Below are 14,420 nucleotides of genomic sequence, written 5' to 3'. Positions count from 1 at the left end.
TCGACGCCCTTGAGACCGCGTCGTTTCAAGCCGACGAGGAAGTCCTTCCAGGCCGAGCGGCTCTCGCGATTGGCCATCTCCACGGCCAGGATCTGGCGCCTTCCGTCCCAGTCGATACCGACCGCGATCAGCACCGCCTGGCTCATGACAACACCGGCTTCACGCACCTTCTCGTAGCGCGCATCGAGGATGAGGTAAGGAAACGGCTCTTGAAGGGGGCGCCTGGCAAAGGCAGCGAGGCTCTCGTCCAGCCGCTTGTTGATGGCCGAGATCGACGAGGCCGAGAAGGCATGGCCGCACAGTTCTTCCGTGATCGCCTTCACCTTGCGGGTCGACACGCCCTGGACATACATCTCCGCCAGTGTCGCCACCAAGGCCCGCTCGGAACGCTGGTAGCGCTCGACAGCTCGGTGGAGAAGCGCCCGGCCCGGTCCTGCGGAACCCGCAGTTCGAGCTTGCCGACCCGCGTCACAAGGGTACGGCCGTAATAGCCCGAGCGATAGCCAAGCCGTTCGGGCGTGCGCTCGCTCTTCGAGGCACCCAGCGCCTCGTCCATCTCGGCCTAAGCACCTCCTGCATCACCGCACGGAGCACTTCGTGCAATCCATCCGGGTTCGAAAGCAAAATGTCTTTGACGGCAGCGCTGGCGGTCTTAACTTCAGTCTTGGTCATGGTGGCGTTCCTTCGCGGGAATCAGGTGACGTGAACAATCACCAGCCTGCCATGACCGCCCCCTCTCAGCGAATTTGCAGAACTCTCAGCACACTACCCCGTTCCGCAGTGCCGTGGGGTGCTGAAGGTCCCTAACAAGGTGCGCATCCGGGTACCCTGGCAGGGCCGGCGACACTGGTGGTCGCCCACTGCGCGCCGCCGGCTGCTGGCCATGCGTCTCCGAGGCGACGCTGCTCCAATGCGTGCTGGAGGCGCGGCGGCGACCCTTCGGGCCTGGCGCCAGCTCACCGATCTTCGCCCGCGCAATCCAGCGGATCGCGCTGGACACTCCCAAGCCGAACCGCGCCGCGGCTTGCCGCGCTGACATGCCTTCGTCCGAAGCCTTCAAGACCCGCGACCGAAGATCCGCTCAATGCTCTTCCATCGTCACCTCCATGAAGGCGGATGTGAATCACACAAAACGCAGCCGTCACATCACGATCAATTCTTCGATCACAGGACGCGCTCTAGCTGAAACGGCGGAGTACGGAGTCCCCATATCGCCGACGAGCATCGCTAACTCCGCGGCTACGACCCGTACTACTCAGTGCCGGTCGGCCACTTCCGCCACGTACGTCAACGCCGCGCTCGAAAAGGGCCAGGTGCTCTATTATCACCCCGCTCGCTACGTGGCCCTGAGTTTTGTCTATCGCATGCGGACGGTAGGCGGCCACAGTGGCGCCTCGCACGGGGCCGGACGTTGCCGAGGAAGCAGCGTTTCGCATGGGCGTGGGTGCTAATCCAACTCCGAGGATCGAGCGGCTGAGCCTGTCAGTCCCATGATGCTGCCCGGTGTAGGAAGCGCTCGATCGCTGACGGCCGCTTTACTCAGGTAGGCGGAAGGTCCGAGTCTTGGTGGTAGCACTAGGAAACTTCCTATGACGAGCAGCATGTGGAGGTGATCGCGTCCGTTGTGCGCCGACGACGGCTGGTCTCGGGAAGGGAAGGGACGGCTGGTTACGGCGTCTGGAGTCGAACGCCTGCGGTCGGAGATCGCCCGCTCGGCGGGCAAGCTGGGCAAAACTTGGGAACATACCCGCTTCAGGAATACATGGTCCTTTCACGGGACGGCACGATCGCGGGCGTCGAGGTAGTTTCGATGGCACAGAGCATTTCGACGACAACGGGGGTATCGCCCACTCCGTGTTTAAAATCACGTAGCAGGAAGTCTAACCCACATGGTCCGGGTGCGTCGAGCGTGCGGTCCGGAGATGACTACGAACCGGCTGTTGGGAGGATGAGTGAAGATCTGGCTCATTGTCGCGCCAGGCTCAACCGTTGGATCATGACAGGACCCTTCATTGATAACGGGTTGGGGAAAAAGGAGATGGATCGATGGCTGTCGACCGTCCGGCGATCAGATCTGCGGTTAGCTGCGCTGCTCCGCTAGCCATGGTCCAGCCCAGTGTGCCATGGCCAGCATTGATGAAGAGGTTGTCGCAGGCGATCCGTCCGATAAGCGGAGGGCCATCCGGTGTCATCGGACGAAGTCCGCTCCAGCGTTCTGCAGATGCGACAGCCTCTTGGGAAATGTTCGGAAAAAGGTTCCGCGCGACGTAGGACAGTCCGCGGTACCGCTTCTCCTTGCGGGACAGGTCGTACCCGGCGAGTTCAGCTGTCCCGCCCACCCGGATCCGGTTCACGAGGTTAGTGATGCCGATCTTATATTTCTCGTCACCGACGGTGGACCTAGGACCGACGGCATCACTGTCCGCTTTGATCGTGAGCGAGTATCCTTTTAGAGGATAAACGGGAATTCGTACACCAAGTTGACCGAGGACCCCGCTTGACCACGCTCCAAGGCACGAGACAACAAGGTCCGCCTCTATGTCACCCTGCGTTGTCCGAACGGCGGAGATCTTAGAGCCCTTCTTTATGAAGCCCTTGACAGCGACGCCGTTGAAGAACCGCACACCTATGCTAGCGGACAACTCCGCAAGCCTGTTCGTGAACAGGAAGCAATCTCCAGTCTCGTCTCCCGGCAGGTGAGCCGCGCCAACGATCCCGGCGCTGCAGATAGCGACATTGGGCTCGAGACCGCGCAGCTCGTCAATGCTGACCAGGCGGCCCGGCACACTCATTTTTTCGAGGATCGTCAGTTCGCTGCGATATCCTTGGCGCTGCTTCTCCGTCCGGAAGAGGATAGTCGTCCCAGCGCTCCGCCCTGCATAGTCGAAGGGGTGTCGGGCCCTCAGTTCGATCATAAGGTCACGGCTGTATTCCCCGAGCGCGACCATCGCATGCTTGGATCTGGCGTACTTTTGGCGGTTCGCACAATTCAGCATTCCGACAAGAAAACGCAGCATTGCCGCATCGGGCATGCTCCCGAGCACAAGCGGGGGGAAGCGCTGCGCCATCCAGCCCAATGCCTTTTGAGCGATCCCCGGTGAAGACCATGGTGACGAGAGCGCCGGTGATATTTGCGATGCGTTTCCGTAGCTCGTGCCGAGCGCGGGTCCGGTTTCGCGTTCGATGACCGCTACGTCGTTCCCCGCCTTCGCCAGGGCGAACGCGGTCGTCACCCCGATCACGCCGGAGCCTAATACTATGACGCGCATGCTTGTTTCCTGTGAGTGCCATTCAGAATCACCGCTGCGGTCCGGTGGAGTGCGTTTTTCAACAGCCTGCTAAATCAGCCTGCGATGGAACGAATCCTGATGGCCTTGGCCCAGACGATGATCGGTGTCCCAAACCCTGATCGCAGCCGGAGCCAGAGAGCTCAGGGAAAAGACGCTCGAAATGCATATCCCTGCCTGCCTAGTCTCGATCACGCGGAAGCTCTCAAGTTGACCTTCGCGCGTAATAGGTCAGCTGCGGCACTGCGATAGCCGCTGCGAGGGGACGTATCTTTGAACAGCGAAATGAAGCTGTTTCCAGTGATGGAAGCACGATGCGCAGCATCACTGGGAGAATGTGTAGATCTTGATCTGCAGCGGCCTAAATCTCTGAAAAAGTTGGTGGGCGGTTCAGGGTCCGTCTCGCCGCGGCTGTGCTTGGCCAAATGCGTGGACGGATGAAAAACGAAGCTTCGATCCTTCTCCCGCAGTTGCTCGGTTCCCAGATTGCTCAAACGCATCGTCCCTCTCCTCGCGATTCCTCGGCTGGGAACACTCGGTCAGCTGCCGTTGGAAACCAGCATACCGGCAAACATGTCTCGGGTTTCACGGGAATGCACACTGTTAGCCGACGAGTTCACGGAATCGGCGCCAATGCCCGTGGAAACCAAAGCCTTCGGGAGTTTACCGTTGCCTCAGGGTGGACAGAGGAATCGGTGAGTTGGATTTCACGGGTTTCGTCACGACAAGGCTGTAGTATTGCTCGATACCCAAGCCTGCTTGCAGCAATTCCTCCATGAAATCCTGATACGCAGCCATGGAAGGAGATGAAACGCGCATCAAATAGTCGATCCGCCCCCCGATGGCCCAGCAGTCCAGGATTTCCGGAATCTGTTGGATCGCAGTCTCGAAGTGCCGTTGGTCCTCGAGACGATGGCGATCCAGAACCACCTCAACCATTATAGAGATGATGCCCCCCATGAGGGCTGGGCTCAGCCGCGCGTAGAACCCCTCAATGATCCCTGCGGCTTGGAGTACGCGGAGCCGCTCCGAACAGGCCGACGCCGAAAGGTGGACACGCTTTGCGAGCTCGCTTTTCGAAATCCGGCCATCTGACTGGATCTCTGAGAGAATCCGGACATCCCAGGCGTCTAATCGCACTGGGTCGGGTTTCGACTTCATGACATTTGCTCTCAAGTCGTGGTTGACAGCGCAATTAGTGCCAACCATCCATCATTAATCGAAGCGGACGAATAGAGTGGTGGGGGTCATTCGTCCTCGGCCTGCGAGCTTCACTTCCAAGTGTTGAACTCACGGGACTGCGAACGATTCAAGCAGAACGCTTTAGAACATTTGGTTATTGCCCCTGCCCTCAACCGGGCGATGACGCATTTGGAAAGGAGTGATCGCCTGTTGGCTGCGGGCCTCCTCGAAAATAAATGACGCATTTTTTTGGTATCTCCGGTGCTTGACCCGATTGGCATCCTACACAGCACCCTGAGCGTTGATCGCATGGCCGGCAGGTCGATCCAGTCCTACACTGAGCGTTTGCATGGAGAGGGACTTGAAAGCCTTTCTTGTCTGGCTCGCGGAGGAGCTGAACCACGAATGGCCGCTGGTGTCACCGATACGACCCAAAATTCGAGACGGGACTCTGGTCGGAGAGCGCAGCCGACGGACTCAAACGCCGATGCTGCGTGCGATGCTATCGGCCGCCATGCGCTTTCGCCACTCGAGAGGCCCGGAATTGTGAATGGAGTTTCCCTCAACATCGACGGCCATGATGACCGGCATGTCCTGCACCTCGAATTCATAGATGGCTTCCATGCCCAGGTCTTCAAAGGCAACGATCCGCGCCGCCTTGATCGATTTCGAAATCAGGTACGCAGCGCCACCCACCGCGATGAGATAGGGCGTTTTGTGTCTAACAATCGACTCGATGGCGGCCAGGCCCCTCTCCGCTTTGCCGACCATCGCATATAGCCCGGTTTCGGCGAGCATCTTTTCAGTAAAACCGTCCATGCGGCTGGCGGTTGTCGGGCCAGCCGGCCCGACGACCTCATCCCCGACTGCGCGAACGGGTCCGACGTAGTAGATCACGCGTCCGCGCAGATCGACCGGGAGCGGCTTGCCGGCATCGATCAAACCGACCATTCGCAGGTGCGCGGCGTCACGGCCCGTCAGCATCTTTCCGGACAAAAGAAGGGTTTCCCCGCAGTGCCACGATACCGTCTCTTCCTTTGTGAGCGCATTGAGATCGACCCGCCGAACGCCGGTTGTGTTCAAATCATCATGGCCGATCTCAGGCCATTCGGAAAGGTCGGGTGGCGTAAGCCTGACGGGTCCAGAGCCGTCCAAGGTGAACTTCAAGTGCCGGTTGGCGGCGCATTGGGGAATGAGCGCCACGGGTTTGGACGCGGCGTGCGTAGGGTACGTTGCAACCTTGACATCAACGACTGTCGTTAGGCCGCCTATGCCCTGAGCGCCGATGCCTAGCGCATTAATTCGCTCATAAAGCTCAATCCGCAGTGCCTCCTCCGCACTTGATGGCCCCCTGGCAGTCAGTTCCGCCATGTCAATGGGCTCGTTCATGGCCTCCTTGGCCATCAGCATCGCCTTTTCAGCACTGCCACCGATGCCAACCGAGATCAGGCCGGGCGGACACCATCCGCTGCCCAACGTCGAAACGGTGTCGACTACCCAGTCGGCAACCGACGCACCGGGATTCAGGGTGGTGAAACGCGCCTTGTTTTCCGATCCGCCCCCTTTTGCGGCGATGGTGATTTCAATCTGGTTGCCTTGGACAAGGTCGACATGGACGACTGCCGGTGTGTTGTCCCGCGTGTTCACCCGCCCGGCAAGCGGATCGGCGACGATCGAGGGTCGAAGGGGATTGTCCGGGTCGAGATATGCCTGGCGGACGCCCTCGTTGACGAGGTCCGCGAAACTGGCCTTTGATTTGATGCGGGCGCCCATGCCGACCTTGGCAAAGACAACTACTAGACCGGTATCCTGGCAGATCGGCCTCCGCCCGAAGGCCGCCATGCGGGAGTTCAGTAGGATCTGCCCGATGGCGTTCTTCGCCGACGGGCTCTGTTCGCGCGTATATGCCTGCGAAAGAGACCGGATATAATCTGGAGGATGGTAGTACGAGATATACTGAAGGGCGTCGGCCACGCTCCTTGTGATGTCCTCGCCGACGATAATCCGCAATCCATTGCCCACCGGATCTCACCTAAATAAGCCGAGGCCGTTGACCATTTTCAGGCTCTGGAAGCTCCGCACCCCCTGCTCGCCCCCTTCGTAGCCATAGCCGCTCTGTTTAATGCCTCCATAGGGGGCATCCGCCGAAACCCCTTTCAGGAAGTTCACACTAACAGCGCCCGCCGAAAAACCACCGATCAGCGCCCGTTTGGCATTGGCGGCCCCGGTGAAGAGGTAGGCAGCCAAGCCATACTCAGTCGCGTTGGCTTCTTCGATCGCCTCCTCGATCGTGTCGAACGGCGCCACTGTGAGGATCGGTCCGAACGGCTCCTCATGAAGCACTTTCGCATCCTTTGGCACCCCCGTCAGGATGGTAGGCGGCCAGTAAAAACCGGGCTGGTCGAGGCGGGTGCCACCGGTATCAATACGGGCACCGCGATCGACCGCATCCTGGATCAGACGCTGCATGGCCTCGATCCGCCGCGCGTTTGCCACCGGTCCCATCTCCGTCGCCGGGTCGTCCGGGGGGCCGATCTTGATCTTTCGAGCGGCTTCCGTCATCCCGGACAGAAATTCCTCGTAGAGGTTGCGCGCGACGAGGATCCTGCTAGGCGCATTGCAGCTTTGACCCGCGCACTCGAACTTGTATTCCGAAATCGCCGGTATAGCTTTTGCCAGATCGGCATCCTCGCATACAACGACCGGTGAGTGCCCACCGAGTTCCAGAATGCATCGCTGCAAGTTATTCGCGGCGAGCTTGGCGAGCTGTTTTCCGACGTCGGTTGAGCCAGTGAACGTTAGGACCTTGACGATCGGAGAGCTGAGGAGATGGCGGGATATTTGCACCGGCACGCCAAAGACGAGATTGACGACGCCGTCCGGGGTGCCCGCTTGTCGCAAGGCTTCGACGATGTGAACTGCGGCGCTCGGTGTCTCTTCCGCCGCTTTAAGGATCACCGGACAGCCTGCTGCCAAAGCGGGTGCAAGCTTGCGGGCGATGAGAATGGCGGGATAGTTCCAAGGCGTAAAGGCAGCAACGACGCCAAGTGGCTCGGGGACGATCATCCGGTTCGCGCCCATCGGAATAAGTGCCGATATCTCTTCGGCGTGCGTCCCGTTCCACTCCAGCGTTTCGACAGCGCGCGCGTACTCACCTGTGGCCTCGGCAATCGTCTTTCCCTGTTCGGCTGACAGGTCCCTAGCTGCGGCTTCAATCTTCGCTGCCAGAATTTTGGCGGCCGCCAGGAGAATCTCGCCACGATCTTTTGCAGGCCGCGAGGACCAGGCCTTGCGGCTGCGCTCTGCCGAAGCGAGGGCCTCATCCAGATCCGGTATCGTCGCCGAGGCCACCGAGGCAAATACCATCTCCGTGGCCGGATTGATTACCGGCAGAGTGGCTCCGCTACCACCGGCTCGCCATCTGCCATCGATGAAAAGCTGATAAGTGGTGGCGTTGGACATCCCATGCTCCGCTTGTCTGAATTTTTGTCAATGCGAGACCGGCCGATATCCGGATCACGGGTTGCTTCTCTGCAGTTTCATCGCGATGGTCACGCCCGGTCAAATATGGAATATCGACCAAAACCATCTCGAATACAGATTGATGCGGCTTCAGGCAGTCGTGGAGGAGCGGTAGCACGTTGAACTTGGTTCTAAGGACATCGCTAAACCAGGTCTGGAACCGTGGCTGACCAGTGCTCGCTCTCGATCAAAGTCTTTACGACCTTGGGGATCAGCTTACTGACCGCACAGACGGCTGGAGAGCGCTCATCTTTCGGGTTGACCGCAAGCACCACGGAACGAGTAATGACCGGATCAATGATCTTAACCGTCCGGACTTGGCCTTGAGAGGCCTCTCTCTGAATGGCCGATGGGGCAAGGATAGAATAGGCTTTTCCTTCCATGACCATGTTGATGATCGTAGAAAGGGAGTCGACTTCGAATCTGACGTCCAGCACACACCCGTGCTGCGCAACGACATCGGCCACCGAACGCCGGACATTGTTGTTGCGCATCGGAACCACCAGCGGAAACGCATGCAGATCGGCGAGCGGAATCGAATCTACGAAAGGCGGTTCCCCCCTCGGCACCACCAGACAAAGTTCCTCCCGTGCCAGTACCGTCATTCGCCCTACACTCTCGGCAGTTCGGTAAAGGACAGCCAGATTGAAGCGGCCAGCAGCCATCCATTCTTCGAGCGGTCCCGTCATGCCCTCGATCATCTTAAGTGAGATTCTCGGTAGCTCGCTTCTTACCGATTCAAGCAGCGGACCACTAAGGACGCGAGCGGCGCCGGACGGAATGCCGATGGTCACCTCTCCGGAGGGAGTTGCCACCGAGTTGGTCAGTTCGGCTTCTGTGAGCTGAACTTCCTTCAGGATGATGCGCGCGCGCTCAAGCAGCTTGTCTCCGGAAGCCGTGACGCTGACACCGGTCCTGTCGCGAACGAGCAGTCGGATGCCGAAGCCTTCCTCAAGTTGACGAACATGCAGGCTTAGAGCACTTTGAGCAACATTGAGGATAGCAGCTGCCTTCGTGAAACTACCGGCTTCGACCACGCCGACAAAGTATCTTAACTGCCTAATGTCCACGATGAGCAAATCCAACCGGGGCACGTTCCCCAGTATTGTCTATCTATCTCGAAACGAGATGGCAGGCAAGCCACAAAACTGTCGCACTAGTTCGAAAACTGCCTGTCCGACCGATGATTCTAGGCTCATTTGTTGCTGGCGAGAGCCAGTATCTCGTAGGCGCGTCGCACCACCGGCGGATCAATCATCCTGCCATTCAACGAGAACGCAGACAGTCCGCGCGTGGCGGCATCATGTTCCGCTGTTACGACGCTATGTGCCCACTCGAGCTCCTGCCCGTTTGGCGAGAAAGCCTCATTGAATAGGGCCACCTGTGTCGGATGGATCGCCAAAGCTCCGGCAAAGCCAAGCCTCCGCGCATGGATCGCCGCTTCACGAAGTTTGTTGGTGTCGGAGAACTCGCCGATGCTCCCTATGAAGCCCAGCGGGAGCAACCCGGCTGCACGGGCGGCAAACAGGACAGAAAGGTTCGGCGCCAGAAGAAGGTCGAATTCCGGGGAGCCGCCGACAGCAGCGCTGAAGTCTTCGGGACCCAGCGCCATTGCGACCATCCTTGGATGGGCCGACGCGATGGCCGCGAGCCTTTGTAAGGCGCCAGGGGTCTCGATCTGCGCAACAAACCGGATGCCTCCTGGCGCAAGACTTCTTTCTCGTTCCAGTTCCGAAACCGCATTCGCGATCTCTGATACCCACTCCGCCGAATCCGTCTTCGGAAGAACCAGCGCGTTAACACCTGCTATCACCGCTGCATCGAGGTCGGCCGCCAAGGCGCGCAAACCACGATTAACGCGGACCAAAACAGATGCGCCCTTCCGGACCACCTTTGCCACGGATTCAGTAAGCTGCCGCCGTGCCTCGCCCTTCTGATCCTGGGGAACGGAGTCCTCAAGGTCGAGTATGATGCCATCTGCCCCGCGCTCATGGGCCATCTCCACAAAGCGCGAAACGTGAGCGGGAACGAAGAGCAGCGATCTCCAGCGGGGTGCAGACATTGCACTTTCAACGGCCGGAACGCTGTCTTTGATCATGGATCCAACTCTGAGATCGAAGTCCGCAGGCTCTGTGTAAATCGTGAGCGCACACATATTAGCTAGACGCGCACTCACGCTGAGGCTGCTTTGTCCCGCATAAGCCCCAGAACCTCCTCGCGAACAGCGTCGGTATGAGCACCAAGAGCCGGAACTGGCCGTAGCGAGGGGCGCTCCGAGTTGAAGATCGCCGCTGGCGCTATTGTCTCGACCGTTCCTTCGGGTGTGCCAACCTCAACCCTGCGAACGTGTGGATGCCTTGAGACATCCAACACTTCGTTGAGTCGGCCATATGCCAGGCCGGCCGCCTGAAGCTCCTGCATTGCTTCGTGGCAGGAAAGTTCAGAAAACCGCCGTTCAATGACCTGATCAAGTTGCGCACGGTGACCGAGGCGCTCCATATTGTCAGCAAAACCAGGTGTACGTGTAAGCCCCGGCTGCTTCAGAAACTTCTCGCAAAAATTCACCCATTCGCGGTCATTCTGAACCGAAAAGATGACCTCTTTGCCGTCGGCGCAACGATATGCGCCGTATGGCGCCAGCGACGGGTGTTTCACACCCGCGCGTACCGTGTGGTAACCGCTGTAGTCATTTTGCAGAACCGGCACGTTCATCCAGTCCGCGACGGCATCGAACAGTGACACCTGGATGCCTGTTCCTTGTCCGGTGACCTCGCGGTGATACAGTGCCTGAAGAATGGCGCTGTGCGCTGTCATGCCCGCCGCGATATCGCAGACCGAGACCCCTACACGTGCGGGCCCCTGCTGGTTGCCGGTGATAGCGCATAGACCTGTTTCAGCCTGGACGATGAGATCATAAGCTTTCAAATGGGAATACGGCCCTTTCTCCCCGAAACCAGAGATGTCGCAGGTGATCAGCCGCGGAAAACGCCGGCGGAGATCAGCAGACGCGAAACCCAGTTTTTCGATGCTGCCTGGCTTCAGATTCTGGATAAAGACGTCAGCATTGGCAATGAGCGTGTCGAGGACCTCACGATCCATCTCCAGCCTCAGGTCCAGACAAACCGACTCCTTGCCCCGGTTGAGCCAGACGAAGTAAGCGCTCTGCCCCCGCACCAACTTGTCGTAGCTTCTGGCAAAATCCCCTTCGGGCCTCTCGACCTTGATGATACGGGCGCCGGCGTCGGCAAGACGGGAAGATGCGTAAGGCGCGGCGACGGCCTGCTCCACGGTTACGACAGTGATCCCCTCAAGAGAGTTCTGCATGCGACACAACGTTTTCGGTTCTAGCTCGACGACGGTTCAGCATCGCAAGCAACCGGCTTTGTTCGTTCCCAACGATGGAGAATGCCTCGTCGACACCCATGCCGGGCTTTGCAAGCATCATGTCGGCCTGGGTTGCCATCGATACGTGGACGGAAGCTTGGGCGGAGAGATCTGTCTCGGTACAGCTTCCCCCGACATACGCTCCGACCTTGTTTTCCTTGCAGAAAAGAACGGCGCGCGCTGTGTCGGCAATTGAGCCCACATCGGGCGTCTTGATCTGGACGAGATGCGTGGCCTTCGCTTCGACGAACAGCCGAATATCTTCAAGCGTATTGCATCTCTCATCCACGACGATCCGCGCGCTGGAACCCCGGTCGTCCAACATCGATACGATCTTGGCGTAGTTTTCGATTTGGGCTTTCGTCGAACCAAAATCCGCCGGGGACTCGATGTTTAGCGTGAAATCCGGGACGGTATCTGCAACTCTGCAGATGAAGTCGGCGATGCGTTGCGGCTCCAAGCCGATTTCCTGGCCGATCCAGCCGTATACATCGAAGTGCAGCACCGGATGATACCCCGGGCGGCCGATTTGACGCGTACGCGTTGCAACCCACTTCACGAACTCCATGAAGGTCTGGCCATCGACGCCGAATTTCTGCCGCGAGTTGATCAGGCCGTGGGGAAGCACATCCACGCCTTTCAGGATCATCTTATCTACATTGATTTCGCGAGCGTCGCCACTTTGGCAATAAATTGGCACACTGCGCGTCGGCAGCGGCAGATCAAATTCACTGCATATGATCTCCGCCATTGTCGTGCGTTGAATATGAGCCGCCGCACGAAGGAGCGCCTGACTCACGCCATACTCAATCGCAAGAGGTAGCCGCTTTTGTTCGAAAGGCTCGAGAACCGTCGCGCAGGCATCAAGGTAACAAGAAGCGTCAGCATCAAGAAGCCGTGGCGTCACAACGCGCGACGTCAAATTCGATATTTCAGCGGTTTCAAACACAGGATCGCGACCGCCAGCACCAGAGTACTGCACGTTCATCATGTCGCCCCAAACGACGGTTTCGTCGGCGAAGACCAACCCGATGCCAAGCGAAGATGCTGGAATGCGAATGGAATTGAATCCAGGCGTTGTCGGTTCGCCGACATAGATGAAGCCGTCCTGGGTCGCGCCCGATCTAATGGAAGCCTGATCGTCATAGAAGAATGCGCCGTTGCCAGGCGCTAACAGGACATCCTTGATCTGCACTTGGGTCACTCGATTCATCCTGAGGTGACTAAATTCGTTCCGGCACTGGCATGTAGGCTGGTGATGTGCATCTACTGCCTAACTTTCAGTGGTCGTGCAACGAACGCTACCGCTGTGTTGGCGTCAACATGTACCCCCGAACTTATGGCCAAGACGGTGGATGTTCCAGGCGCTCGAATATCGATGTCCTCCGAGGACAGCGAATCCATCGGATGCAGGATACCTATGAGATCTCCCTCCTTCACTTCATCCATCACCGAGCAGCGAGGTTCGAAGATGCCTGATGCAGGCGATTTCAGCTCGTCAGATGGATGGGTTTCAAGTGTTTGGCCGAAGCTCCGATGTCGGAACGTTGGATACTCGGCCTTGCCCTCGACCAGCCCGAGCGCCATGAGTGCGTTGCGTAGTCCAGCCTCGTAGATCGCTAGATTGTCCGCGCCGACCGTGCCCCCGCCGAATTCAGTGCAAACAAATACCTTGCCCTGATTTTGGGCCGTGACATCAAACATTCCAGCCGTATCGTCGTGTTGCCAGACCAATGTCACGGGCAGTCTGAAAGCTTCCGCCATTCTCACCGTCCTGGCCATGAGATCGGGATTGGCAATGGGGTGCGTCACGGCGGCCGGTGGGAAATACCACGTTGGTCCGAAGCTGTGCAGATCAAATACTGTGTCGGCCATTGGCAACAATACGCGCGAAACTGCATCCGCGATGCGTTCAGTCACTGAGCCGTCGGCGCGACCCGGAAACACGCGATTGAGATTCAACCCGTCGAGAGGAGTATTGCGACTCCAGGCCTGCACGGCCAATGGATTAAGCACCGGCAGGACGATGACCCTTCCACAGGTTTGCGCTTCTGGGAGCCATTTGATGAGCCGTCGCGCGAGAATTGGTCCCTCCAACTCATTGCCATGATTTCCGCCGGTGACAAGCAGGCGCGGTCCCTCTCCTTGATTGAGACTGAAGATCGGCAGCGCAAGAGGGTCACAGTCGGCACCTTTGGGAACAATAAGATGCCCCCTGCTGATGCCGTGGGCCTCTATATCGAAGTCGAGGTGTGGTACTTCGTTCATCGGTTAACGTATTCCGAGTAATCAGGAGGCATGCGCCGGTTTTTACAGCAAGGGTCGCTAATATGCGACCCCGCCGCTGTGCAAGTATGCGCCATACTGTGTTCACTTTGCCAATATAATGTCCGGACCGGCCCCATCGCATTTTTAGATGGCGGGCCGCCTGGCTTGTGGAACTAAAAGACGCCCGGTTTAAACCACTGCCGCCCTCTAGACCGAGGACAGCCCCGAGACGAAGACACGGAAGGCCGGCACCCAACCCGCGGATGAGAGTCTGATCAACCTCGTCTCTGAGCTCCACCCCCAGCCCTGTGCAGCTTCAGCCGATCCGACTGCTTCGCAAACCTGCCAAGCAGGCGAGCCTTCTTGCCTTCAACCTTGACAGGGAACATGAGATTGTTTTCCAAACGGAAGCTGTTTCTTTCCGGTCTCTAGGAGCCCGTCCAGATAGGTCATTGCTACGGGCATTTGTTGCACGATAGCCGGCTCAGGCGGGCTTTGCGAGGGTGAACAGCTTGAGGAGGTTATGGGCGGTGCAGATCATTGCCCATTCGGCACGCACTTTTTCAACGCCCCGCAATAGGAATTGGCGGAAGCCACGTGCCTGTTTGATCTGTCCGAACACTGGTTCCACCACTTGCTTTCGGTTGTGTGCGTCAAGTTCTGCAAAATGGGCGATCATGAAACTGGTCATGCGGCTTGGCGTAGAGCGAGCTTCTTTGCCTGCGCCTGGTCAGGGCGCTGGCCGTCGAAACCAACGAAAACTGGATGGAGGCCAAC

10 protein-coding genes and 2 pseudogenes are annotated in these 14,420 nt (G+C 58.5%); all 12 read right to left on the bottom strand.

Annotated features, from left to right (window positions below):
• A pseudogene (locus NKJ58_RS30910) lies at positions 1-672 on the bottom strand (IS256 family transposase); the annotation flags it as partial.
• A 244-nt stretch (positions 673-916) separates the two neighbouring features.
• A pseudogene (locus tag NKJ58_RS30905) lies at positions 917-1,085 on the bottom strand (helix-turn-helix domain-containing protein); the annotation flags it as partial.
• A gap of 924 nt (positions 1,086-2,009) precedes the next feature.
• Positions 2,010-3,269: a D-amino acid dehydrogenase gene (locus NKJ58_RS30900; protein ID WP_352854661.1), complete on the bottom strand. Its 1,260-nt coding sequence runs from the start codon at positions 3,267-3,269 to the stop codon at positions 2,010-2,012.
• Positions 3,270-3,950: 681 nt separating this feature from the next.
• The gene (locus tag NKJ58_RS30890; protein WP_352854660.1) at positions 3,951-4,448 is read right to left on the bottom strand and encodes an Lrp/AsnC family transcriptional regulator; all 498 of its coding nucleotides are present in this window, start codon (positions 4,446-4,448) and stop codon (positions 3,951-3,953) included.
• A gap of 498 nt (positions 4,449-4,946) precedes the next feature.
• Entirely contained in the window at positions 4,947-6,491 is a 1,545-nt protein-coding gene (locus NKJ58_RS30885) for a fumarate hydratase (RefSeq protein ID WP_352854659.1), read from the bottom strand.
• 6 nt (positions 6,492-6,497) lie between these two features.
• Positions 6,498-7,931 (bottom strand): aldehyde dehydrogenase family protein, encoded by a 1,434-nt coding sequence (locus NKJ58_RS30880; RefSeq protein ID WP_352854657.1) that lies wholly within the window; start codon positions 7,929-7,931, stop codon positions 6,498-6,500.
• A 203-nt stretch (positions 7,932-8,134) separates the two neighbouring features.
• Positions 8,135-9,061, bottom strand: coding sequence for a LysR family transcriptional regulator (locus NKJ58_RS30875; RefSeq protein ID WP_352854663.1), 927 nt, complete (start codon positions 9,059-9,061; stop codon positions 8,135-8,137).
• 125 nt (positions 9,062-9,186) lie between these two features.
• Positions 9,187-10,089 (bottom strand): HpcH/HpaI aldolase/citrate lyase family protein, encoded by a 903-nt coding sequence (locus tag NKJ58_RS30870; protein WP_352854656.1) that lies wholly within the window; start codon positions 10,087-10,089, stop codon positions 9,187-9,189.
• Between the two features lie 74 nt (positions 10,090-10,163).
• Entirely contained in the window at positions 10,164-11,315 is a 1,152-nt protein-coding gene (locus tag NKJ58_RS30865; RefSeq protein ID WP_352854655.1) for a CaiB/BaiF CoA transferase family protein, read from the bottom strand.
• Positions 11,299-12,570 (bottom strand): methylaspartate ammonia-lyase, encoded by a 1,272-nt coding sequence (locus NKJ58_RS30860; protein ID WP_352854662.1) that lies wholly within the window; start codon positions 12,568-12,570, stop codon positions 11,299-11,301. Before NKJ58_RS30860 ends, NKJ58_RS30865 begins: the two co-directional genes overlap by 17 nt.
• Before the next feature lie 71 nt (positions 12,571-12,641).
• The gene (locus NKJ58_RS30855) at positions 12,642-13,643 is read right to left on the bottom strand and encodes a succinylglutamate desuccinylase/aspartoacylase family protein (RefSeq protein WP_352854654.1); all 1,002 of its coding nucleotides are present in this window, start codon (positions 13,641-13,643) and stop codon (positions 12,642-12,644) included.
• 484 nt (positions 13,644-14,127) lie between these two features.
• Positions 14,128-14,334, bottom strand: a complete 207-nt coding sequence (locus NKJ58_RS31605) for a transposase (protein WP_502902364.1) — start codon at positions 14,332-14,334, stop codon at positions 14,128-14,130.
• Positions 14,335-14,420: the final 86 nt, after the last annotated feature.

The sequence above is a fragment of the Mesorhizobium sp. M0139 genome (assembly GCF_040322455.1).
In the GTDB taxonomy this organism is placed as follows: domain Bacteria; phylum Pseudomonadota; class Alphaproteobacteria; order Rhizobiales; family Rhizobiaceae; genus Mesorhizobium.
This window is presented reverse-complemented; position numbering and strand designations above follow the sequence as displayed.